Below are 23,344 nucleotides of genomic sequence, written 5' to 3'. Positions count from 1 at the left end.
GTTTGCGTGTAATTGTTTATAGATATTTCAAGTTGCTTTGCAGGGAAATCTGGCGGTTTGAAGTTTTGTGGTATAGCTTATTTATAAGCAAATTTAATCTAATAGTTTGATATTACAAAAAGGTAGCTCGATGAATTTCTTAACGAAAATGTCCATAGCACAAAAGTTATTTCTCATCCCAATCATCGGGACCGTTGGATTCTTGTTGTACTTGGGGATCACCACCGTAACAGGCTTACGAAATGTCGAGTTATTAGATGATATTATCGAGGTGCAGTACCCCGCTTTAGATGCTACTAATAGTGCCTTAGTCAAAATTGAAAAGGTTCGAGATACTCTCAGCAGTGCAGCGATCACCGGTGATGAAGACGCATTAGATACCGCAAAAACTATTGCGTCTGATACCGAAGCGTTACTCAAAAAAATCAAATCGATTAATCCCAATTTAGCCAACGAAGCGAATGACATTCTCGAATCCTTTGATCGTTATTTTCAGTTTGCCTTTGATATTTCAGAATCCATGGTCAATCAAACGGCAGACATGTCGAAATTAGGTGAAAGCTCAGTTCGTATGAATAATAACTATTCTGACGTCGCCAAAGCGCTGACTTCATTCAGAGATGCTCGCATCAAAGCGTTCCAAACAGGTATCAATGCATCCAAAGACAGCGGTACCAATCTAATCACTGTTGGTGCCATTATGGCGGTGTTTATTATCGTATTGTTGTTTGCCACTGCTATTCCTATCGTAACAGGACTGCGCGGCAGCATTGTTCAGGTTGTGACTTCTTTAAAAGATATTGCACAGGAAGATGGGGATTTGACAGTACGTTTGGTCACCAAAAATAAAGATGAAATTGGCGACTTGGTTTATTGGTTTAACCAATTTATGGAAAAACTCCAAGGCGTGGTAAAAGACATTGTTAATGCGTCTTTGCCCTTGTCTGAATTAGCGCAAAATTTAAATCAATTAACTGACGATACCAACAAAACCATCGATGTGCAGCAACGTGCTGCTGGCGAGGCAAAACGCGCGGTCGACGACATGACCGCCAGCGTGAGTGCCGTCGCAACAAGCGCAGCTGAAGCGGCAAGCGCTGCCGGAGACGCATCTTCAGCGGCTGATAACGGGCAGTTAGTCGTCAATCACACAGTGCAAAGTATTCGTCAGTTGGCGGCTAATGTTGAAGAAACCGCAGAGGTTATTCGTAAATTAGAATCTGATTCTAATCAAGTCGGTGTGGTCTTAGATGTGATCAAAGGTATCGCCGAGCAGACAAACTTATTAGCCTTAAATGCAGCTATTGAGGCGGCTCGTGCCGGAGAGCAAGGTAGAGGCTTTGCGGTGGTGGCAGATGAGGTGAGAACCTTAGCTTCACGTACACAGCAATCAACAGAACAGATTCAAAAAACCATTGAGCAGTTACAAAACGCCGCTCGTTCGGCAGTAAATGTGATGTCAAAAGGTACTGAGCAAGCAACTAATAGTGTGGATACAGCTAACAAGGCAGGCCAAAGTTTGTCAGTTATTACTGAAACCATTAGCCGAATTACTCGCATGAATGATCAAATAGCACACTCAACCGGCGAGCAACAATCGGTGGCTAACACGATCAGCACCAACGTTGATGAAATCCATTTACGCACAGTAGAAACATCGAATAGCTCAGGTAAACTGGCTTCTGTTAGTGCTGAATTAGCTCAGTTAGCCCAACATTTAGAAGGCATTACCAAACAGTTTAAGGTGTAATTACACGCTTTAGGTAAAAGCCGTTCTATTTGTACAAGACTCAAGCAAGTCAGTGTGCAAATAGAACGGCTTTTTTGTACTTAACAACTAGCCCACCTCACCACACTTTGGACATTAGACTTTAAAGTGAGCCTGTAATTGTTGTCTAACCGTTTCATTGATGGTTTGCGTTTTTGATAAAGTAAAGTCGAAGTGAACTAGGGTGGTGACGCCGGTCGCACAATGTTGCTCATTTTGCCAAAGCTCTTGATAAATATCGAAGGAGCTATTGCCAATACGACTGACAAATGTGCGGACTTCAACTAATTTTCCGTAGTATATTTGTTGCAGAAAATCGACTTTGTAACTGGCCAAGATCAATGGCCAGTTTTTTAAATCGAGCTCAGGGTTAAACATCCTAAAAATAGGCTCACGCGCTGTTTCAAACCATTGTACCAGCACGGTATTACTCACATGTGCAAGGGCATCCGTTTCACAAAAGCGCACTTTTATTTCTTCACGTAACATTCCTAGCCTTCTTTAAACAACAATGGCTTAAGAAAACGTCCGGTATGCGAAGCGTCGACATGACAAATATCTTCAGGGATGCCCTGTGCGATAATTTGCCCCCCGCCAGAGCCCCCTTCAGGCCCTAAATCAATGACCCAGTCAGCGGTTTTAATCACATCCAAATTATGTTCAATGACCACCACAGTATTGCCATGATCGCGAAGTCTATGCAGTACCGCTAGTAGCTGCTTAATATCGTGAAAATGTAAACCCGTAGTGGGCTCATCGAGTATGTAAAGCGTTTGTCCTGTGTCGCGCTTAGATAGCTCTTTTGCAAGTTTAACGCGCTGGGCTTCACCACCAGAAAGGGTGGTCGCTGCTTGACCCAGACGTACATAAGATAAACCCACATCGATCAGAGTTTGTAATTTACGCGCGATGGCAGGAATGGCATCAAAGAACGGTCTGGCTTCTTCAATGGTCATCTCTAATACTTGGTGAATGTTCAATCCTTTGTACTGAATTTCAAGGGTTTCGCGGTTGTAGCGCTTACCTTTACACACATCACAAGGCACGTACACGTCAGGTAAAAAGTGCATTTCTACTTTGATAACACCGTCACCTTGGCACGCTTCACAACGTCCGCCTTTTACATTAAAGCTGAAACGACCGGCTTGGTAACCTCTTGAGCGAGACTCTTGCGTACCTGCAAATAATTCGCGAACTGGTGTGAATATGCCAGCATAGGTAGCCGGGTTAGAACGAGGGGTACGACCAATTGGGCTTTGATCAATGTCGACCACTTTATCCAGATACTGCATGCCATCTATGCTGGCGTAGGGTGCAGGCTCACCCGTCGTGGCGCCGTTTAATTCACGATGTGCAATACGATAAAAAGTATCATTGATTAAGGTCGATTTACCTGAGCCCGACACACCGGTTACACAGGTCATTAATCCAATTGGGGCGCGAAAAGTGACATTTTTTAAATTATTGCCAGTGGCGCCCGTCATCTCGATCCATTTGCTTTGGTCGATGGGCGTACGAACCGTTGGAATTTCAATTCGCTCTCGGCCAGATAGGTATTTACCGGTTAATGAGTGCTCACTGTTTTTAATATCCTCAATCGTGCCTTGAGCAACAATTTCGCCTCCGTGTACCCCTGCTCCAGGACCAATATCAAGCACAAAATCGGCAGCGCGTATGGCATCCTCATCATGTTCTACCACGATAACGGTATTGCCCAAATCACGTAAGTGAATCAAGGTTTTTAACAAGCGCTCATTGTCTCGTTGATGCAAACCAATGGAAGGTTCATCCAGCACGTACATAACACCCACTAATCCTGCGCCAATTTGACTAGCCAGACGGATTCGCTGCGCTTCACCGCCGGATAAGGTATCGGCGCTGCGTGATAATGACAGGTAATTTAGCCCCACGTTTACTAAAAAGGTCAGTCTGTCGTTTATTTCTTTAAAGATTTTTTCAGCAATCTGCTCACGACTACCGGTTAAGGTGACACTGGCAAAAAACGCTAATGCCTCGGCAATAGACATATCAGTGATCGTAGGTAGGGGCGTGTCACCGATAAACACATTGCGAGCTTCTAAACGTAAACGGGTGCCGCCACAGCTAGTGCAGCTTTGTTGACTCAGATATTTGGCTAATTCGTCCCGAACCGCATTTGATTCCGTTTCTTTATAGCGGCGTTCCATATTAGGAATTATCCCTTCGAAAGGATGCTTGCGCTCCATAATATCGCCACGGTCGTTGATGTACTTAAATTTCAGCGAAGTCCCTTTACTACCAAATAGAATCAAATCTTTGGCTTTGGCATCGAGCTCTTTGTAGGGCTTAGTTAAATCGAACTTATAGTGATCAGCGACCGCTTGTAACATCTGAAAATAATAATAACTGCGCTTGTCCCAGCCACGAATAGCGCCACCAGACAAACTTAACTCGTCATTGCCAACAATTCGCGTCGGATCAAAAAACTGCTTAGTACCTAAGCCATCACAAGTTTGACACGCGCCAGCCGGATTATTGAAAGAAAATAAACGAGGTTCAAGTTCGGCCATGCTGTAGCCGCAATGCGGGCAGGCAAAGTTGGATGAAAACACCAGTTCTTTTTTACTCGGATCGTCCATAAAGGCAATTTTAGCGGTGCCGCCAGATAAATTCAGCGCGGTTTCAAAGGACTCAGCCAGTCGAAGTTTTAAATCTTCTCTTACTTTAAAGCGATCGACCACCACTTCGATGGTGTGTTTTTTATGTAAATCTAATGGTGGCGGGTCAGATAAGTCACATACCTCACCGTCAATACGAGCACGAATAAAGCCTTGAGCAGATAAATTTTCTAAGGTTTTAACGTGTTCTCCCTTACGATCCTGCACGACTGGGCCGAGCAACATTAATTTTGTTTCTGGCTCCATATCCAATACACGATCAACCATTTGACTGATGGTTTGGGCGTTTAGTGGCACGTGATGGTCAGGACAACGTGGCTCACCTACCCGAGCGTATAACAACCGTAAGTAATCATATATTTCAGTGATTGTGCCCACTGTTGAGCGAGGGTTGTGTGATGTGGATTTTTGCTCGATGGAAATGGCGGGTGATAAGCCTTCGATGTGATCCACATCAGGCTTTTCCATCATTGATAAAAATTGTCTAGCGTAAGCAGACAATGATTCCACATAACGACGCTGACCTTCTGCATACAGGGTATCAAATGCCAGTGATGATTTACCTGAGCCTGATAAACCAGTAATAACGGTGAGTTTGTCTCGTGGGATGTCTAAGCTGATGTTTTTCAGATTGTGGGTGCGAGCACCACGTACTTCAATTCTGTCCATTTTTAACCATATTTGCGGGCAAAAGAGTAGTATTACATACTCTGCAAAGTAGCTCTACGGCAACCGTGATTATCTTTTGTAGCGCTAGCAAATTAGCTGGAATAGACAGTTTAAGCTATCGGCAAAACTGACTTGCTGTGATATTATAGCGCGCTAAAAACGCCTCTAATTAACGACTTTAACCGAATAGTAATTACTTTGAATTCAACTGAACTTCGCGCGGCTTTTTCGCTCGCATTTATCTATGTTCTGCGCATGCTAGGCTTATTTATGATTATGCCTGTCATGGCCGTTGCAGCCCGAGATTACCCTGATTACTCTGTTATGTTAGTCGGCTTAGCCATTGGCGGTTATGGTTTAACCCAGGCGATGTTGCAAATACCTATGGGAGTATTGTCAGACAAAATTGGTCGCAAACCCGTTATTATTATAGGTTTGGTGTTTTTTGCCCTTGGAAGTTTATTAGCTGCGTTTTCTGATAGTTTAATGTGGATAGTGCTTGGTCGTTTTCTACAAGGGGCGGGGGCGATAGCCGGAGCAATTATGGCTTTGGCAGGAGATCTAAGCCGTGAAAAGCAGCGGCCCAAGGTCATGGCAATTATCGGCATTGCTATTGGCTTTTCATTTTACATAGCACTTCTATTAGGACCTACCATCGCTAATGCATATGGCCTAAAAGGCATCTTTTTAGCCACAGGTGTACTCGCCATTTTATGTATGTTGTTAGTTTGGTTGGTGGTGCCGAACCCTTATGATGTCGCACCTAAAGGCGACACGCTGCCTGTTATCAAAGACATTAAGAGATTGCTTGCCCATCCTCAGCTTATGAGGCTTGACCTGAGCGTCTTGGTGCTGCACATGCTAATCACCTTATTGTTTGTGCACATTCCAAAGTTTTTTGTGGCCTTGGGCTGGCCAATGTCGCAGCACTGGCAGTTATATCTAGGTATTCTATTGGTTTCTATTGCGGGTTTGGCGCTTATCATGGGCCTTGGCCGTAAGATTAATCAGGTCAGCTTAATGGTAGCCAGTGTGATGGGCCTCGCAATTGTTTTTGCTTTACTGAGTATCGAACACGTATCACTACTGTGGTTATTGGTTCTGGTAAGTGTGTTTTTTACTTGCTTCAATTACTTGGAAGCGAATTTTCCGGCTATGGTGTCTAGTGTGGCGCCAGCGGGTAAAAAAGGCTCTGCAATGGGTATATACGCCAGTTGCCAGTTTTTTGGAGCCTTTTTAGGTGGTATGTTGTCGGCTTCAATCAGTCAATTTTTTGGTAGTCAGTGGGTATTTGGTCTTGCCGCGGTCTTATGTGTAGTGTGGGTATATTTAATCAAAGGTTTGCATAGTACACAGCGCTTAAAACGTTATACACTTAAGGTTAACAGTCAAACTGCTGAGCACGCCATGCAACAAATAGCCGAATTGGATGGTGTTGAAGATTTAACCTTCATGCCAAGTGAACAGGTTATTTATATTAAAGTCGATGGGCAGAAATTTGATATTCAGCGGGCTCGCAATTCCCTGAATTTAGAAGAATAAGAGGAGAAAAAATGGCGACTAAAGGTGTAAACAAAGTAATTTTAGTGGGTAATTTAGGGCAAGATCCTGAAGTTCGTTATATGCCTAACGGCAATGCAGTGGCAAATTTAACCTTGGCCACCAGTGAAAGTTGGAAAGATCAAGCGGGACAATTACAAGAACGCACTGAATGGCACAGAATTACCATGTACCGTCGCTTGGCAGAAATTGCCGGTGAATACTTGCGTAAAGGTTCGCAAATTTATATTGAAGGAAAATTGCAGACTCGTAAGTGGCAAGATCAACAAGGTCAAGATCGTTACACCACAGAAGTCATTGCCGATCAGTTACAAATGTTGGGCGGTAAAGGTGGACAAGGTGGTGGTCAATCTGAAGGTGGTTTTCAGCCTCGTCAAGCACCTCAAGGTAATCAAGGCGGCTACAATCAGGGCCAACAACCGAGTTATCAGAAGATGCCTAATCAAGGTGGAGCTAATCAAGCGCCAGCAAATCAAGGTTTCAATCAGGCTCCAGCAGGTCAAAAAAATCAGCCTCCTATGGTTGAGCCAGACTTTGATTTTGATGATGACATCCCTTTTTAAATTAGATGAACAGTATGTATGAGCCTCTAACCTTTAGGGGCTTTTTGTTGTTTAAGTTGCAAGAATATCTACAGATAGTGCAATAAATGAACTGGCGATAATCATACGATTAAGTTACATACTGGGTTAATAGTGACTTAAGTTTTGTTATATATTGTATTGATTAACTTAAAATTTTTGAGCAAAAAATGAATAAAAAAACGTTGGATGTTTCAGTCGTAATTCCGGCCAAAAACGAGGAGGAAAATGTCGCTCCTGTTATTGAAGCCATTGTCAGTGCCTTAACTGACAAAGTGTCTTTTGAAATTGTCTACGTAGATGATGGCAGTGATGACCAAACCTACGGTGAACTTCAACGTTTAATCGCCCAAGGTATTGAGCAAATTACTCCAGTCAAACATCGTTATTCTGTGGGTCAAAGTACGGCTATTCATACAGGCGTTCAGTTAGCTCAAGGCCAACTGATTGTTACCTTGGATGCTGATGGCCAAAATGACCCAGCGGATATTCCCAAACTAATCGATCAAGCCATGTTACAACCATTCGGCACTGATTTTTGTATTGCCGGGTTTCGTAAAAATCGGAAAGACACCAGTTGGAAACGATTTCAATCTAAAATTGCGAATAAAGTGCGTAGTACTCTGCTTCATGACGGTACCCCAGATACTGGCTGCGGCCTAAAAGTGTTCCCTAAATCGACATTTTTAAAACTGCCTTATTTTAATCATATGCATCGTTTTTTACCTGCCTTGGTGCGCCGTTTAGGAGGTCATATCGTGGTGGTAGAAGTGAATCATCTTGACCGGCAACATGGCGTATCAAAATACAACATGTTAGGTCGTTTGGGTGTAGGTTTAATTGATATGTTCGGGGTGATGTGGCTGCAGCGTAGGGTAAAAATAGCTGAGGTTGTTAGTGTCAACCAAGACAACTAGTACAGGTCTTTTTGCTGCACCTTGGTTTAAGAGTAGCTTAATACTGCTGGTGGTTTGTGCCTTAGTCGGCTTTTTAGTCAGTTTACTGCCTTACAATGAAGTGCTAAATAAAAACTGGGTTGATGTGCATATCCGCGATAGCGGCATGACAGGTATGTTGGTATTTTTAGTGATTGGAGCGACCGCGACTGCGCTTGGGGCCCCGCGACAAATGATCGCCTTTTTAGGTGGTTATGCTTTTGGCTTTGCTCTTGGTTGCTTATTGTCGACCTTGGCGACTGCTTTAAGTTGTTTTTTTAGTTTCTACTTTTCTCGCCTTTTAGCCAAGCGGTTCATTCAGAAACGCTTTGCGCACAAAATTAAACGCATCGATCAGTTTTTGCACAAAGACCCACTCACTAAAACAATTGTAATCCGTCTACTGCCGGTGGGTAACAACCTAGTAACTAATCTAATTGCGGGTGTCACTCATGTTAGAGCCAGTCGCTTTGTGTTTGGCTCTTTTATTGGATACATACCACAGATGGCGATATTTGCTTTGATGGGCAAAGGTATCGTGGTGTTATCAGCGTGGAAAATAGCGCTCAGCGTAGTGCTGTTAATCATCTCTGGGGCATTAAGCTTGCGATTGTATAAACAATATAAGGCAGCACGTTTATTGGATGATGAATCTGCTGATGTTATTGGAAATACCCCCGTTTAGTTTGTTAATCGTCCTACTCTCTTATTCAAGGTGCAGCCAATGAAACAACCTCTCCCCTACTTTAATGCTGACTTTGGTCAAAACCACTTGAGTAATATGTACTGGCTTTTTGGTTTAGCGGTTTTTATGATCTTTATAGGGCTCGGTTTACGCGATCCTTGGCCTGCTGATGAACCTCGTTTTGCCCAAATTGCTATGGAAATGGTGCATTCAGGGCAATGGTTTTTCCCTTCTAGAGCGGGTGAATTATATCCAGACAAACCCCCTATTTTTATGTGGTCAATTGCTTTTTTCTATTGGTTGACCGGCTCAATTAATATCGCCTTTCTATTGCCCTCAGCCCTGTCGGGCTTAGTGACAATGTACTTAGTGTATAGTCTTGGTCGTCGTTTGTGGTCTAATCGGATTGGCTTTTACGCTGCGATACTTTTAATTTTTAGTGTGCAATTTACCTTGCAAGCTAAAACGGCACAGATTGATGCCATGGTTTGCATGTGGATCACATTAGGATGTTATGGCTTATTGCGTTTTTTATTGATTGACGGTCTTTGGCGCTGGTATTTCATGGCGTGGTTTTTTATGGGAATAGGTGTAATTACCAAGGGTGTCGGTTTTTTACCTTTGTTAATGTTGTTACCCTTTGCTTTACTTCGAGGTTTTAAAGTACAAAATTCTCATATTGCAGCCCCTCAAATTGAAGGTGGTTGGCGTTGGTGGCTGGGTCCATTGGTGATGTTAGGCGCAATCAGTTTGTGGTTTTTACCCATGTTATTACTGGTAGAACATAGCCAAAATCCCTTATTTGAAACCTACCGCGACAATATACTGTTTAAACAAACCGTAAAACGGTATGCGGATTCATGGCATCACATCAAACCCTTTTATTATTATGTCACGTCGGTTGTGCCGGTGTTTTGGTTACCTATTTCCTTGCTGTTACCCTGGTTATTTTCTCATTGGAAATTAGCGTTTAAAGAGCGAGATTTTCGTATTATTTTGCCCCTAGTATGGGTAGCTTTGGTGCTAGTGTTTTTTAGTGTTAGCCCCGGTAAGCGTGGCGTCTATATTTTGCCAGCTTTACCCATGTTGGCCTTAGTAACAGCCCCTTACCTAGCGGCAGTACTTAAACATAAATGGCCAAATCGTTTGCTATTTTTACTAGTTAGTTTTATTTCAGTTATCATGTTACTCGCCGCGCTAGCCGGTTGGATGGAAATTAAGGCGGCCAGTAAATTGGTTGAAAAATATCAAGTTGAGCCTTGGGGTTTTTTAGCGACTATTGGCCTGACTGGCCTATTAATCATTGCTTTGACATGGTTGAAAAAAACCCAGTTAAAACTGGCGAGCTGGCCACTATTTATCATGGCCCTATGGATTATATATAGTACGTGGGGCTACGCACTCTTAGGTCCAGTAAAAACGCCAAAATCGGTGTTTGACGCTATGTCTGACTCAGTACCAAGTGACGCTGAACTGGCCTTAGTAGACTTCTCAGAACAATTTATATTATTTTCTCCCTACTCTATTACACATTTCGGCTATCACACCGACAATCAAGAGCAAGTCAAGGCCGCTTGGCATTGGCAAGGTGATGATACTAAGCGCTTTATATTAATAGACGAAAATGAAGTGACCCTATGCTTTGATCCTACAAAAGCCTTAGACGTGGGTTATGCCCACCGAGTGCATTGGCTTATTTTAGGCGTTGAGAGTCGGTTGGTACAATGTGCTGTACCAAATGATGATGTTCACCAATATCATCTTGCTAAGTAATTCAACAAGGTGACTGGCGGTTTAAGGCCAATCACCTTTAACTAACCTTTACGGGCGTTGTTTAAATTTAAGCAAGTTGTTTGCATCATTGAATTTCACATCAGTTTCCAGTTCAAATAAAGTGATCAGTGTTTTTGCTATGGCATCGTGAGAGTTTTCTTGCTCAGCGAGTTGCCGTGTAGCTGCAATATCGATGTCTGAATTGACATCAGTCCAGACTACAAGCGGCACTTTAGTTTGACTATCTGGTGCAAATGAGTAAGGCAGACCATGCAGGTAAATACCATTTTCTCCCATTGACTCGCCATGGTCGCTGACATAAATCATGCTGGTTTCAAATTGTTCAGTGTTGTTTTTAAGTAAAGCAATAACCTGAGATAAAAAGTAATCGGTATACACAATAGTATTGTCATACCCATTGATGATTTCTTCATCACTGCATTGAGAGAGCTCTGCGGTTTGGCATGCAGGGCGATATATTTCAAAGGCTTTTGGATAGCGTTTGAAATAAGCGGGTCCGTGACTGCCCATTTGATGAAGTACAATAAAGATGTCTTTCGCTTGCTGGTCTATGTACTCTTGTAGACCCACTAACATGCCTACGTCACGGCATTCGTCATCGCACAGGGTATTGTTCTGTGATGTCCTAAAATCTTCAAATTGTTGACGAATAGCCACACCTTTAGAGTCAGAGTTATTGTCACGCCACAGCACACTCAATCCTCCCTTGGCTTTGGCTAAAACATCAAAGGCATTTTCAGTCTTGGCTGAAGTATCCACGTCAAAATTATCACGGCCTGAAAACGAAAACATGCAAGGCACTGATATGGCAGTAGAGGTGCCGCAAGACGAAATATTGGGGTAATTAGTGACATTTTCTTCCTGGCTAAGTAATGGCGTAGTGTTACGCTTGTAGCCGTTTAGGCCCCAATGATCGGCTCTCACTGTTTCACCTACCACCATAATAACGAGTTCTCGATGTATATCGCTAAGGGGGATTTGTGAGTTATTAGACAAAGTTGAGTAGGGTTGCTTACCTGAGGTTTTAAATTGGCCCCCAAGGTACTTGCCGGCAGAGTAGATAGCCTGAATAGGGTTTATGTAATAGCGTAATTCTTTATGTTGGCGAATAAAGCTGCTGAACTGGGCGCTAAAAACACCCATGCTTAAGGCAATCAAAAGTACTGAGACTGCCAACAAGCCCGCGACTGTTTTTACTTTTCTAAGCCAAGCTGCAGAATTTTTTGCTGCGTTAATAGTCACTGAATTGATCAGAACTATTGGTACTACGCCAAGTAAAAGCAGACGCATAACGAGGTTAAGCGAGAGTAAGTCAGATGCCTCGGCCGCATTGGTTTGAAGGCTATTCCGGATCATTTCAACGTCAATGACTACGCCAAAATTGTCCGCGAAATAGGCACAAGTCACACTCACCAACAAGATAATTGCAAGGGCCCATCGCAGCGGTAAAAGACTATATACAATAGCGATAATCACAGTGTTCAAGGCCCAAATAATCGTCATTAAGGCCACTAAAAAAGCAACATTGTTTTGCACAATATATTCTTGCGAAAAATGCTCGATAAAACTGAGGTTGCTGGTCGCCGTGATAAACAGGCTAGCAAGCAAGATTAAGCTAAAAGGGCTTATGGTTATTTTGGTGAATACTGACCAGATAGACCTATGATTTAAATACATATTTTATTACTTATTAAGAGCTGCACTTTAGAAGGCTAATCTACTGCGCGATGCTTAAGTCAATCTTAAAGTATAGTAGAGATAAGGTTTTAACTGTCTTTATGAAGGGTATCGCGTAATTGTGAAGGCAAGGTGCCAAAAAGGGCTTTGAACTGGCGACTAAAATAGCTGTGTTCAGAAAATCCGCAGCGATAAGCCACCTCAACAATAGGAAGGCGAGTTTCAATTAACAGACGTCTAGCATTTTCTAAGCGGATTTCATTGATAAATTGTTTCGGGGTTTTTGACAAATATTTTTTGAAGCGACGTTCTAACGCACTGACAGATAAAAAGGCCGTTTGGGCGAGTTGCTCTACACAAATATCTTTGTGGTAATTTTCTCGCACAAATTCTACCGGTGCCTTAATTGCATCAATGCTTGATAACACCTGTGAGGTTTTATTCATTAGTTGAGTGAAACCATAAGACCCAACAATGTGTTGATTATGATCATAAAGAGGCCGCTTTGAGGTAGAGAACCACGCAAAGTCGCCGGTTTTCAACATATTTAACTCAATGCGGTCCGTGATCACTTGCCCACTCATAACGCTTTTATCATCGTTGATAAATTGTTTGGCAATATGAGGCGGGAAAAAAGCAACATCTGACTTACCATAAACCTGTTGCAGTGAATGAAGACCAATATGCTCAACAAATTTATTATTTGCATAAATGATTTCACTGTTGGCGTTTTTAATCCAAAAAATGATGTCAGGCAAGAGATCAAACATCGTTAATATTTGTTTTAAACCTAAAACGTTTTGCAGAAAATCTTGATTTTCTAAGGCTAATTTATCATTCATAACGCTTTGTTTATATGTTTATACACCGAGTTAACGGGCGTAGTTAAGCACCCATAAGAGAGAGCTTCAAGGATCTTTTGTCTGTCTCATTAGATTCAAACAGATTTGATAATGAAGAACAGCAAGTGCACAAAGCCATTTACGCTTTTCGTAAAAGTGCGCTTTAATCAAAGTGTCATACAGAGCATGTGTCCATGATTTTTTCATGAATTGAACTATTATTTTAGCCTGTATTCTTTTTCTAAGCGGCTGATATATCTGGCACTTCTGTATAAACTTTGCTGTAATGTTGAAAATTTTCGAGGGCTATCAATACAAATGCGTATAGGTTGGCGAGAGTACATAAAACGCCGGTTCAAAAGAGCCTCCAAGTACCACAGTGTTGGTATTGAATTTGGTATTGAAGAATTACAAATCAGCACATTGCAATTGATTGAAGGCAAATTGAATTGGGTAAAACAATCGAAAATTCATATAACAGATTGGGCAAACCAATTAAAACACTATGTTGACAAACATGAGCTTCACAACACGCCGTGTCGAGTTACCTTATCTATTGCCAAATATCCCCTTTTACAACTTGATAAACCAGCCGTTGAAGAGAGTGAAATTAATCAAGCTCTACAGTGGGTTGTAAAAGAGCAGCTTGGCCAAGATATTGAACTGGCAATCGATCATTTTGAATTACCCGCATCGCCAGCAAATGCTAAAAAACTTTATGTAGTAAGCCTCCCGAAAGACGAAGTAAAGGTCATTCGAAATGGAATACTGGCGGCTGAACTGAACTTAGAAGCAATTACGATAGAGGAATTGTCAGCCTGTCAGCTTCTGCCAAAGTCTGAAGAAGCCAGCGTCTTTTTACACCAAGATCTTGGTGATCAAATCAACCTTAGCATTGTTAAAAATGGCCTTCTGTATTTTTCGAGAAGACTAAAAGGCTATGAAAACCTATCTAGTTTTTCAGAGCAGGAATTACAACTAGGCATCGCTGATAATTTAGCCTTAGAAATTCAACGTTCTCTTGATTATTTTGAGAGTCAGCTGCGTCAAGCGCCGATTAAAAGAGCTTATGTTGCCCTCGATTCGCCATTTCAACAGACAATCGTCAACTTAATTAAACGCGAGATTTTAATCGATATGGTATTGCTAAGCCCTTCGCTAGCAAAGGCTGATAGCATTTCCGCCAAAACTACCCATTTTGCAAGTTTGGGGGCGGCCCTAGGGCTAAGCAAAGGTAGTAATATCTCATGAAAACGACAGTAAACTTATACAGTTCAGAGTTTCATCCTAAGTTACAGTTGCTGTCTTTACCTTTAGCACTATCAGTTTGGCTAATCTTATCGCTAGTATTACTTGGTATTTATCTATTTGATTATTTTAAACACGATGAACTTAAGGCGACACTGAGCAAAATAGAGCAACAACAAAAAGAGCAAGCTATAGTGCTAAAAAGCATGCAAACAGAGTTTGCCAGTATTAAAGCGGATGAAAAGCTGAATCAACTTGTTGATGAGCAGCAGCGCAATTTGGTTTTTAGAAAACAATTATTGCGAGACGTGCTCGGTCAAGAAGACCTAAAATCTAAAACGTTTTCTACCTTAATGCTCGACTTGGCTAATCACCACCAAACTGGGGTGTGGTTAACGCATATATTAATTGATGGCTATGACGTTAAATTGGCTGGCTCTGCTACAGAATCATCCCTTGTACCTAGTTGGCTAAGTGGCTTAAGTGCAACAGAATATTTTAAAGGGCAGCAATTTTCAGAGGCGCGGTTATTCAGAGACGCAGAGCAAACCCTTAACTTTGTCATTTCTAGTGAGGTTCAAAGTAACGACTCAAGTAAAGGAGGGCAAGCAATTGAGTAAGGCTGTCAATACCTCTTTTCTGAAGATCTACAGAGAGTTTGAAAAACTATCTGTTCGAGAACAAGTGCTACTTCTGTTGTGCGGCTCAGGGGTGGTGGTGTTTGTTTTTTACATGCTTTTGATACAGCCACAATCAGAAGCGACGGAAAAAACCCTCCAGCAAATTGAGCGTAAATCAAAGGACTTGAATACCATTGCTGCTCAAATGGCTGAGTTAACTGACGGGTTAGCTATTGATCCAAATTTTGCTGCTCAAACAAGGCTTGCCGATATTCAGCAAGCACTCTTACAAACAGATGAGGCTTTGGCCCAGCAAACAGCGAATTTAGTCCCCGCAACTAAAATGCCGCAAGTACTCGAAAGTGTGTTAAGCAACTCCAAGAAGTTAAGGTTACTAAGTTTGCAATCCATTGCGCCTGTCGCGCTTAATGCAAGTCAGTCTGATGCAGAGAATAGCCAGCTGGTGTTATATCGACATGGGGTGAAGCTGGTGTTATCGGGCAGTTTTTTTGAGATCCAAGGTTATTTGCAAGCGATTGAGTCATTGCCCTGGCAATTTTATTGGAAAAAGTTTGATTACCAAGTAGAGCAACACCCCAATGCCAAAATTGAATTGGAGTTGTACACTTTAAGTACCAACAAAGCTTTTATAGGGGTATAGATGAAAGCTCATGAAATGTGCGTAATGATTTCATTGCTATTTTCCGCTGAGATAGGGGCTGAGACGGCGTTTGCAAAAAATAGTGTTATACAAGAATTACAGGACCCAACTAAACCTGCTAAATCCCAGCTGGGCCTAAATGACAATGAGCAACATAACCGTACCATGTCTTTGTCTGCTATCTTTATCAGTGAAAACGGTAAACACGCTATTATAAATGGTGAAACGTGTATTGTAGGGCAAACAATTTCAGGATTTGAAGTGCTAGAAATTAGTGCAGATAAAGTCGAATTGCGTGGCCCTGAGGGCACTGAAACGCTTTTCTTTAATAACATTTCGATTAAAAAAGATGCATATAATGGCTTTTAGGAAAACAGTTTTATTCACCTTAGGTGCCTTAGTGTGTGCATGCCAAGCACCGCAAAAAAAATCGCAATCCTCAACCGCGATGGATGCGGCCATTGCTGAATATGCCCAAGAAGTGCCAAACGCACCTAACAAACTAGATACCTTGCCTGCCGCGGTTACTCAGGCCTTATTGCCGGACTTAAACAACGCAGAACAACCTTTTTTTAGCGAATCAAAGTATGACATTAGCGCTCACCAGCTTGATGCCGCAACATTTTTTTCGGGGATTGTGCAAGGCACACCATACAGTGTCGCGATTCATCCTGAGGTGTCGGGCACCATTTCTTTAGAGCTAAAACAAGTGGCTTTAGCTGACATTTTTGACTTGGTTTCTGATTTATATGGCTACGACATTCAGCGCAAGCAAAATATTTACCGTATCTATCCGGCTGGTTTACGCACTGAAACGATACCTGTTAACTATTTACTCATGAAACGTGATGGTTCAACCCAAACCAGTATTACCTCTGGTGGTGTTTCCCAGGGGCAAAGTAACAACAATAATACCAGCAACAGCCAGAATAATTTTTCTGGCAATTCAAGTAGTCGCAACAGCAGTAATAACAATAATAATATGGGTACAAACAACAATGGCACCAATATCGCTACCAGCACTGAAACTGATTTTTGGAAAGAGTTGCTCAGCACCTTAAAAACGATGGTTCCTGAAGAGCAAGGTAAAAATGTAATGGTAACGCCACAAGCAGGGCTTGTTACTGTACGAGCCATGCCTGATGAAATTCGGGCGGTGAAGAACTTCTTAAATGTGTCCGAAGAAATTGTCCAACGCCAAGTTATTTTAGAGGCGCGCATTATCGAAGTGTCATTAAGTGATGGCTATCAGCAAGGGATAAACTGGAATCAAATACTGAGTCATGTTGGCAGTACCGATGTACAGTTCTCAACTACCTCAGGCAGTATTGGCGATAACATCAGTGCCGCTTTAGGCAATATCACTAGCTTGTCATTTATCAATAAAGACTTCTCTGGGGTCCTTTCTTTATTGTCGACACAAGGCAATGTGCAAGTACTGTCTAGCCCCAGAGTGACTGCAATAAACAATCAGAAAGCGGTCATTAAGGTGGGTGACGATGAGTATTTTGTAACCGATGTCTCTAGCCAAAGTACTATTTCATCTAGCACAACTTCCGTAGTACCCAATATTGAATTAACGCCATTTTTCTCTGGTATTGCTCTAGATGTAACACCGCAGATAGATAAAAACGGCGGCGTCTTGTTACACGTTCATCCCTCTGTGATTGAAACCCAAGAGCAAGAGAAAATCGTTACCTTAAATCAAGAGCAATTTATCTTACCCCTGGCGCAAAGCAATATTCGAGAATCTGACACCATTATTCATGCTAAATCAGGCGAAATAGTGGTAATCGGTGGTTTAATGCAATCTATTATTTCTGAATCAGAATCTAAAACACCATTGCTGGGTGATATTCCGTTTTTCGGCAATCTGTTCCGTTCGAAAAAAGACTCAGAGATTAAAAAAGAATTGGTTATTTTGCTTAAACCGACGGTCGTTGATACTCAAACGTGGCGCAAGCAGTTGCAGCGCAGTCGTGACCAAATGGCAGATTGGTTGCACGTGGAGTAACTATGTACCTTTACCATTTTGGTATCAAAGAGCTGCCCTTCACACTCACGCCGAACACCAGCTATTTTTTTGGTCTGCCCAGTCATAAAGAGGCCATTGCGGTGTTAATGACAGCACTCAAATGTGGAGAGGGTTTCATTAAAGTGACGGGGGAAGTGGGTACAGGCAAAACCTTAATTTGTCGCAAGTTATTAAACGAGCTACCCGATCACTTTGTGGCCGCTTACATTCCCAACCCTTCTTTAACACCAGTCGAATTAAGACGGGCAGTGGCCAGTGAGCTCAATGTGGAATTGACCGCCTTAGTGGATCAGCAAGAGTTTACGCATCGGATACAGCAACGGCTGATTGAAATTCATCAGCAAAACCGCTCAGCAGTATTGATTATTGATGAAGCACAAGCTTTGCCTATAGAAAGCATCGAAGCCCTGCGGTTGATGACTAATCTAGAAACCGAGTCTCGCAAACTCTTGCAAGTGGTCTTATTTGGTCAGCCTGAATTAGACCAAAAGTTAGCGTTGCCGGAGTTAAGGCAACTGAAGCAGCGAGTGACATTCTCTTATACCTTGCGTTTGATGGATGCTGATCAAGTGTATCAATATGTCAGACATCGCATGAAAATTGCCGGTTATAGTGGCGTAGACATTTTTTCTGCAAGTTGCAGTAAGTTACTATTTAAAGCCAGTAAAGGTACCCCTCGAATCGTGAATATACTGTGTCATAAAGCGCTGATGCTTGCATTTGGAGAAGGTACTTATCAAGTATCTACTGAGCACCTTAAACTGGCTATTAAGGATACAGAAGCCACGCAAAACCTGCGAGGTGTAAGTTTTTATGCGCCACTAATAGTGGGTGTGATGGCGATATTAGTAGTGACGTTAATTGTGTTTGAGTGGCCACTATAATGAGTGTAGTGAATAAAATGCTGCGAGACTTAGAGGCTAGGCAGAGCCAAGATGAAACAACGCCAGCCAACTATGTGCCTAGGGTGAAACCCGCAAAAGCGCAGATGTGGTTGACTGCGCTAGGTGTGTTAATCCTCATTGTTTTGCTCTACATAGGCTTCAACTTAATTAAGAACTCGACTCATCTGCTTAACAATACAAATGTAAGCAATGAGGTAAGCCATGTTGAAATGCTCACCACTACTCGTTCTTTGTCAGCGGATGAGGTACTACAAAATCAAAAGGCTGACGTTGAACCACCGGTTTTACTAAGCCCCGATAAGGTCAGATTATTGGCCGCGGTAACAGAAGAAGCTGCTGGCTCTCAAAAGGTAATTCAAGTCCTCAGTGATGAAAAGCCAGTTGTATTACCTATATCAGCAGCACCAGCACAGACACAAGCTGAGATTACTCCGCTAGTGAGCAAGGAGAGCCCGTCAATCAGTGAGGGCAAAGGCGCGTTCACGATAAAAGACAGTACTCAGGCTAGTCAGTCAGTTAATTTTAAACAACGAACACAAGATGCTATTACTGCAGGTGACAGTGAGTTAGCCATTCGTTTATTAAAAACGTTAGTGCAGCAAGAGCCCGACAACATTGACGGTGTTAAAAAGCTCGCCTCGTTATTATTTGCTCAGGGTAATAGTGTTGAAGCGAGTCAGTTATTGCAACAGAGTTTGCAAAACGATCCCTCGAGAAATGATTTACGCTTGATGCTTGCCCGCTTATCTGCCAGTCAAGATAAGCCTAGCGCTGCACTAGTTATCCTCAAAAGCACGCCTGACGAACGCCTATTAGACGAGAGTTTTTTGGCGTATCGTGCTGCATTGGCTCAGCAGCTTGGGGATGCCGAACAAGCCCAGTCAGACTATCTGAGATTAACTGAAATAGATAAGCAAAATGCACGCTGGTGGCTTGGCTTAGCGATTACACATGACAAATTCGGCGCGCAGCAAGAAGCGCTAAAAGCTTATCAAGCAGCACTCGGTTTAGCACAGCTAGAGTCAACGGTTAACGATTTTATACGGCAGCGACTCAAGGTTTTGGAGGGGGCACAGTGAGCGCAATAAGTCCAAAAATAAAAATCCGCTTAGGCGACTTATTAGTCAATCAAGGGGTTATTTCTGAAGAGCAATTGATGCAAACCTTGGCTGTGCAAAAGCAGTCAGGTCGTAAGCTTGGGGTTGAACTTATTGAATTAGGGTTTGTAACTGAAAAACAAATCCTTAGCTTATTATCTCAACATTTAAATGTGCCATTAGTGGATATTGCCAAGTACAACATCTCACCTAGTGCCGTAGCTTTATTGCCCGAAGTACAAGCCCGCCGTTATCGCGCCATAGTGCTAGATGACAAAAGTGATCATCTATTAGTTGGCATGAGTGACCCTGCAGACTTAGCGAGTGTCGACCTGTTGTCCGGTTTGTTTGCCAAACCGATTAAGCTAGCGGTAGTCAGTGATAGCCAGTTATTGCAAGCCTACGACACCTATTATCGACGGACAGAAGAAATTGCGTCATTTGCCCAAGAGTTAGCGGAAGAATATGAGGAAGGCAATGACTTTAATTTAGATGCCGGCGTCATGGGCGAGCAAGATACCGCGGTTGCACGTTTGCTCTCTTCTATTTTTGAGGATGCAATGCAAGCTAAAGCCTCTGATATTCACATTGAGCCAGACGAACACTTACTGCGCATTCGGATGCGAGTTGATGGGGTATTACAAGAAAACGTCATCAAAGAGAAGAACGTTGCCTCAGCGTTAGTACTTCGTTTAAAACTGATGTCAGGGCTGGATATTTCTGAAAAACGCTTGCCACAAGACGGTCGCACGCACATTAGAATTAAAGGGCACAACGTTGATGTCAGAGTATCCACGATGCCGATTCAAAATGGTGAATCGGTGGTGATGCGATTGCTCGACCAGTCTGCTGGTATATTAACTCTTGATCAAACGGGTATGCCGGCTAGTTTGTTAAACCGTTTTCGACGTTTATTAAAACGCCCCCACGGTATGATCTTGGTAACCGGGCCTACGGGCTCAGGTAAAACCACCACACTTTATGGCGCCTTAAGTGAACTCAACAGCGCCGCAACTAAAATTATTACCGTTGAAGATCCGGTGGAATATCGTTTGCCCAGAATTAACCAAGTGCAAACCAACAATAAGATTGGCTTGAACTTTGCCAAAATACTCAGAACCACCTTACGCCAAGACCCCGATATTATTATGGTGGGGGAGATGCGTGACCAAGAAACCGCTGAAATTGGTTTACGCGGCGCACTAACCGGTCACTTAGTGTTATCAACCTTACACACCAATGATGCGATCAGTAGCGCAGTTCGTCTTATCGATATGGGGGCGCCGGGTTACTTGGTCGCTAGTTCTTTAAGGGCTATTGTTGCGCAACGATTAGTCAGAAAAATCTGTGAAAACTGCAAGGAGCCTTACCGGCCCGACAAAGAAGAGCTGTTGTGGTTGAATAGTTTAGACAGCAAGGCAGCAGACCTTAACTTTAAACATGGCAAGGGATGTTCAAATTGCAGTCATACCGGTTATCGGGGACGGCTTGGCGTATTTGAGTTGTTAGAAATGACCGAGAACATGATGAACGCATTGAAGCTCAACAACACCAGTTTGTTTGCCGATGTCGCTAAACAAAGTCCGGGTTTTGTGCCCTTAGCAAAAGTGGCCTTAACATATGCCAAGATGGGCATTACCTCGGTGCATGAAGTGCTTAAATTAAGTGAAATGATAGTAGAGCAAGTGAATGAGGATACTACTCAAGCAACAACTGTTTCATTGGAGCAAGAGCTTGCAGAAGTTGCCCATGTTAAAAAAGAGGCACCAAATGACACTTCATTAACGCAACACCCAAGCTTTGAATTGGAGCCAATACCCAAATCGGATGACCACAATGGCCCAGTTTAACTACACTGCTCGTAAAAGTTCTGGTGAACTTGTATCCGGTATATTGGAGGCCGGCGATGCCGCCACCGTCGCGCAAGTACTGGCAGGTAGAAGCTTTGTACCCTTGACTATTTCTGAACAACAGCAAGATGTTGTGACCTTAAATAGCGAACTTTCTTTTTTTACCCCCAAAGTGACGTTAGATGATTTGGTGATTTTTTCGCGGCAAATGCACTCCTTAGTCAAGTCAGGTATCCCTATTTTAAGGGCTGTAAAAGGGCTAGCTGATACAACGGCTTCTAAACGAATGGCTCTTGCCTTGGACGATGTAAGTTTACAGCTTGAAAGAGGTCGAACTCTGTCTGCAGCGTTAAACATGCATAAAGATACCTTTAGCCAGTTATTTATCAGTATTGTTCATGTGGGCGAAAATACAGGCAGGCTTGATGATGCCTTCATACAGCTATCGTTTTATTTAGAACGTGAGCAAGAAACCCGTAAACAGATCAAGGCCGCCACCCGTTATCCTTTGTTTGTTATTTTTTCCATCATTATTGCTATGGTAATAATGAATATTGTGGTCATTCCCATTTTTGCCAATATGTTTACGTCATTAGGGGCAGAACTGCCCCTAATGACGCGTGTTTTATTGGCCACGTCGCATTTTTTTACGACACAATGGCATGTGTTATTACTGGGTACGTTGGCCGGAGCGTTTTTATTACGTCGTTATCTGCACACGCCCTCAGGACAGTACAGGTGGGATAAACTGAAACTCCGTTTACCCATCGTCGGTAATATATTTGAACGAACCCTACTTGGGCGTTTCTCACGAAGTTTTTCCATGATGTTAGTGGCTGGCGTTCCCATGACAAGCGCGCTTAACTTAGTTGCAGAGGCCGTTAACAATACTTTCATGGCCGAGCGTATTATCGCGATGCGAAAAAACATTGAAAAAGGTGAGAATCTCTCTCGTGTAGCAGCGGGCAGTCAGTTATTTACTCCGCTCGTGTTACAAATGATCAGTGTGGGAGAAGAAACCGGACGGGTCGATGAGCTACTAGCCGAAGTGGCAGAATTTTATGAGCGCGAAGTCGATTATGATCTAAAGAGTTTAACGGCTAAAATCGAACCAATTTTGATTTCAGTTGTTGCAGGCATGGTCTTAGTATTAGCCTTAGGCATTTTTACGCCCATGTGGGATATGATGGGGGCGATAAAAGGCTAACCTTATGCAAAAAAATCAAGCGAGTGAGGAGCGTAATCGATCCGTCTTTTTTAATGTCAGTGTCGTTTTTGTGTTTGTGGCATTGATGGTGATTTTTATTGTGTATTTTTATGTCACGGCCCCCAATATAAAACGGGTAAATTTAGATAACTTAGCCAATAGTTTTACCACCAGCGTAAACAGTGCGCATTGGCAGTGGCAAGCGCAAGGTCGGCCAGAAATTATTATTATGAGTACCTTTGCGCCGCGGTTGGATGATGAAAAAACCCTGGTTGAAGTCGACAAACACCCTGTTTTCATGAATGCCCAAGGCTGGCCCAAGGCCGAATTTACTGGCCAAGGCTGTGAAGAAATTTGGAGTATGGTGTTAAATACAGCCCTGGAAAGCGAGGGATTTAGGGTGATCGCAGAGTTTTACGACGGTGTAAAACTCAGTGGTGATACTCTGCAAAGCCGGTGTCGGTATCGGCTATCAACGGGGCAGTATTTCGAATATAAAGTGTTCACCGGTGAAGTGATCAAGCATTAGTCAGTAACAGTAATTTAAAACGTA

Annotated in this window: 20 protein-coding genes; 16 read left to right on the top strand and 4 right to left on the bottom strand. The window is 42.7% G+C overall.

What is annotated here, in order from left to right:
• Positions 1–130: 130 nt before the first annotated feature.
• The gene (locus ACEN2L_RS07095) at positions 131–1,750 is read left to right on the top strand and encodes a methyl-accepting chemotaxis protein (RefSeq protein ID WP_306022876.1); all 1,620 of its coding nucleotides are present in this window, start codon (positions 131–133) and stop codon (positions 1,748–1,750) included.
• 114 nt (positions 1,751–1,864) lie between these two features.
• On the opposite strand, the gene ACEN2L_RS07090 is transcribed toward ACEN2L_RS07095, so the two are convergent.
• Both ACEN2L_RS07090 and uvrA read right to left on the bottom strand, forming a co-directional pair.
• Positions 1,865–2,257, bottom strand: a complete 393-nt coding sequence (locus ACEN2L_RS07090; RefSeq protein WP_441742831.1) for an acyl-CoA thioesterase — start codon at positions 2,255–2,257, stop codon at positions 1,865–1,867.
• A gap of 2 nt (positions 2,258–2,259) precedes the next feature.
• Complete coding sequence (gene uvrA / locus ACEN2L_RS07085; protein ID WP_441742829.1) at positions 2,260–5,094, bottom strand: excinuclease ABC subunit UvrA; 2,835 nt, start codon at positions 5,092–5,094, stop codon at positions 2,260–2,262.
• 198 nt (positions 5,095–5,292) lie between these two features.
• Between uvrA and ACEN2L_RS07080 the strand changes: the two genes are divergently transcribed.
• From ACEN2L_RS07080 to ACEN2L_RS07060, 5 genes are all read left to right on the top strand, one after another.
• Positions 5,293–6,636 (top strand): MFS transporter, encoded by a 1,344-nt coding sequence (locus tag ACEN2L_RS07080; protein WP_441742828.1) that lies wholly within the window; start codon positions 5,293–5,295, stop codon positions 6,634–6,636.
• 11 nt (positions 6,637–6,647) lie between these two features.
• Entirely contained in the window at positions 6,648–7,217 is a 570-nt protein-coding gene (gene ssb / locus ACEN2L_RS07075) for a single-stranded DNA-binding protein (RefSeq protein ID WP_441742826.1), read from the top strand.
• A gap of 188 nt (positions 7,218–7,405) precedes the next feature.
• Positions 7,406–8,152, top strand: coding sequence for a glycosyltransferase family 2 protein (locus ACEN2L_RS07070; protein ID WP_441742824.1), 747 nt, complete (start codon positions 7,406–7,408; stop codon positions 8,150–8,152).
• A complete protein-coding gene (locus ACEN2L_RS07065; protein WP_306022871.1) occupies positions 8,133–8,855 on the top strand; it encodes a TVP38/TMEM64 family protein in 723 nt (240 codons plus the stop codon). The genes ACEN2L_RS07070 and ACEN2L_RS07065 overlap by 20 nt, the downstream gene beginning before the upstream one ends.
• A 39-nt stretch (positions 8,856–8,894) precedes the next feature.
• Positions 8,895–10,628 carry an ArnT family glycosyltransferase gene (locus ACEN2L_RS07060; protein WP_441742822.1) on the top strand — a complete coding sequence of 578 codons (1,734 nt, stop codon included), beginning with the start codon at positions 8,895–8,897 and terminating at the stop codon, positions 10,626–10,628.
• A gap of 48 nt (positions 10,629–10,676) precedes the next feature.
• Here the strand turns inward: ACEN2L_RS07060 and ACEN2L_RS07055 are convergent, their stop codons facing one another.
• Positions 10,677–12,326: a phosphoethanolamine transferase gene (locus tag ACEN2L_RS07055; RefSeq protein ID WP_441742820.1), complete on the bottom strand. Its 1,650-nt coding sequence runs from the start codon at positions 12,324–12,326 to the stop codon at positions 10,677–10,679.
• A gap of 89 nt (positions 12,327–12,415) precedes the next feature.
• On the bottom strand, positions 12,416–13,168 hold the full coding sequence (locus ACEN2L_RS07050; RefSeq protein ID WP_441742819.1) for a helix-turn-helix domain-containing protein: 753 nt from the start codon (positions 13,166–13,168) through the stop codon (positions 12,416–12,418).
• A 318-nt stretch (positions 13,169–13,486) separates the two neighbouring features.
• Between ACEN2L_RS07050 and pilM the strand changes: the two genes are divergently transcribed.
• The 10 genes from pilM to ACEN2L_RS07000 are packed head-to-tail and all read left to right on the top strand — an operon-like array spanning position 13,487 to position 23,320.
• Positions 13,487–14,419 carry a type IV pilus biogenesis protein PilM gene (pilM, locus tag ACEN2L_RS07045; protein ID WP_441742817.1) on the top strand — a complete coding sequence of 311 codons (933 nt, stop codon included), beginning with the start codon at positions 13,487–13,489 and terminating at the stop codon, positions 14,417–14,419.
• Positions 14,416–15,036, top strand: a complete 621-nt coding sequence (locus tag ACEN2L_RS07040; protein ID WP_441742815.1) for a PilN domain-containing protein — start codon at positions 14,416–14,418, stop codon at positions 15,034–15,036. The genes pilM and ACEN2L_RS07040 overlap by 4 nt, the downstream gene beginning before the upstream one ends.
• Positions 15,029–15,697, top strand: a complete 669-nt coding sequence (gspM, locus tag ACEN2L_RS07035; protein ID WP_306022549.1) for a type II secretion system protein GspM — start codon at positions 15,029–15,031, stop codon at positions 15,695–15,697. The genes ACEN2L_RS07040 and gspM overlap by 8 nt, the downstream gene beginning before the upstream one ends.
• Positions 15,698–16,066: a hypothetical protein gene (locus tag ACEN2L_RS07030; RefSeq protein ID WP_441742813.1), complete on the top strand. Its 369-nt coding sequence runs from the start codon at positions 15,698–15,700 to the stop codon at positions 16,064–16,066.
• The gene (gene mshL / locus ACEN2L_RS07025) at positions 16,056–17,711 is read left to right on the top strand and encodes a pilus (MSHA type) biogenesis protein MshL (protein WP_441742811.1); all 1,656 of its coding nucleotides are present in this window, start codon (positions 16,056–16,058) and stop codon (positions 17,709–17,711) included. The genes ACEN2L_RS07030 and mshL overlap by 11 nt, the downstream gene beginning before the upstream one ends.
• Positions 17,712–17,713: 2 nt before the next feature.
• A complete protein-coding gene (locus ACEN2L_RS07020; RefSeq protein ID WP_306022552.1) occupies positions 17,714–18,616 on the top strand; it encodes an ExeA family protein in 903 nt (300 codons plus the stop codon).
• Positions 18,616–19,716, top strand: a complete 1,101-nt coding sequence (locus ACEN2L_RS07015; protein WP_441742809.1) for a tetratricopeptide repeat protein — start codon at positions 18,616–18,618, stop codon at positions 19,714–19,716. Before ACEN2L_RS07020 ends, ACEN2L_RS07015 begins: the two co-directional genes overlap by 1 nt.
• Positions 19,713–21,584, top strand: coding sequence for a GspE/PulE family protein (locus tag ACEN2L_RS07010; protein WP_441742807.1), 1,872 nt, complete (start codon positions 19,713–19,715; stop codon positions 21,582–21,584). Before ACEN2L_RS07015 ends, ACEN2L_RS07010 begins: the two co-directional genes overlap by 4 nt.
• Positions 21,571–22,791 carry a type II secretion system F family protein gene (locus tag ACEN2L_RS07005; RefSeq protein ID WP_441742805.1) on the top strand — a complete coding sequence of 407 codons (1,221 nt, stop codon included), beginning with the start codon at positions 21,571–21,573 and terminating at the stop codon, positions 22,789–22,791. The genes ACEN2L_RS07010 and ACEN2L_RS07005 overlap by 14 nt, the downstream gene beginning before the upstream one ends.
• A gap of 4 nt (positions 22,792–22,795) precedes the next feature.
• The gene (locus tag ACEN2L_RS07000) at positions 22,796–23,320 is read left to right on the top strand and encodes a hypothetical protein (RefSeq protein WP_441742803.1); all 525 of its coding nucleotides are present in this window, start codon (positions 22,796–22,798) and stop codon (positions 23,318–23,320) included.
• Positions 23,321–23,344 lie beyond the last annotated feature (24 nt).

Origin of the sequence: Flavobacterium sp. W21_SRS_FM6 (genome assembly GCF_052119645.1) — a bacterium.
Taxonomy (GTDB): Bacteria; Pseudomonadota; Gammaproteobacteria; order Enterobacterales; family Alteromonadaceae; genus Paraglaciecola.
Note: the sequence above shows the minus strand (reverse complement) of the source record. Positions and strands in the feature narration are given on the sequence as shown.